This window comes from Methylobacterium sp. J-030 (genome assembly GCF_022829545.1).
In the GTDB taxonomy this organism is placed as follows: domain Bacteria; phylum Pseudomonadota; class Alphaproteobacteria; order Rhizobiales; family Beijerinckiaceae; genus Methylobacterium.
This window is the reverse complement of sequence record NZ_JAKSYM010000183.1, coordinates 1-729: the sequence shown is the minus strand read 5'-3', so window position 1 is coordinate 729 and position 729 is coordinate 1. Positions and strand designations below refer to the sequence as shown.

General features: G+C 67.2%; 1 protein-coding gene and 2 pseudogenes. 1 reads left to right on the top strand and 2 read right to left on the bottom strand.

The window, feature by feature from the left end; translation table 11 throughout:
- Nucleotides 1-159 precede the first annotated feature (159 nt).
- Nucleotides 160-318 (bottom strand): annotated as a pseudogene (locus MKK75_RS12390) (hypothetical protein); the annotation flags it as partial.
- On the opposite strand from MKK75_RS12390, the pseudogene MKK75_RS36365 reads away from it, so the two are divergent.
- Nucleotides 311-409: pseudogene (locus MKK75_RS36365) on the top strand (hypothetical protein); the annotation flags it as partial. The pseudogenes MKK75_RS12390 and MKK75_RS36365 sit on opposite strands and share 8 nt — an antisense overlap.
- Nucleotides 410-608: 199 nt before the next feature.
- Here MKK75_RS36365 and MKK75_RS12385 read toward each other — a convergent pair.
- Nucleotides 609-729, bottom strand: a 121-nt coding sequence (locus tag MKK75_RS12385; RefSeq protein WP_409567555.1) for a c-type cytochrome, incomplete at its 5' end; no start/stop codon positions are given.

Below are 729 nucleotides of genomic sequence, written 5' to 3'. Positions count from 1 at the left end.
CGCGAAGGAGGACGGGAAGGGGGAGTGACGGGGCGGAAGGGGGGGCTGTGTTGAATGAAGGCGGCAACGAGTTCTGGACCCGGGTTCCCCTCTCCCGAGCCCTGCTGACGCAGGGGTCGACCTCCCCCACAGAGGGGGGAGGGGGAGCCGCGACGCGGCTCAATCGTCCATCTTCAGCGCCGCGATGAACGCCTCCTGCGGGATATCCACGCGCCCGAACTGGCGCATCTTCTTCTTGCCTTCCTTCTGCTTGTCCAACAGCTTGCGCTTGCGCGAGATGTCGCCGCCGTAGCACTTGGCGGTGACGTCCTTGGACAGGCAGAAGGAAGGCAAGAAGAAGATGCGCCAGTTCGGGCGCGTGGAGATCCCGCAGGAGGCGTTCATCGCGGCGCTGAAGATGGACGATTGAGCCGCGTCGCGGCTCCCCCTCCCCCCTCTGCGGGGGAGGGTGGCCCCTGCGTCAGCAGGGGTCGGGAGAGGGGAACCCGGGTTCAGGACTAGGTGCGGCCTTCATGCAGCACAGCGCCTCATTCGGCACCGTCGCTCCCCTCTCCCGCCCCCCTTCGGGGGCCACCCTCCCCCGCAGAGGGGGGAGGGAGACGCGCGGGTCAGCCCGGCGGCAGCACGTCGACCTGGATGCCTGAGTAATACGCCGCCAGGTTCGCAATATCGGAATCCGACAGCTCCTTCGCGACCACGTTCATGATCTCGTTCTGCCGCTTGCCGTCG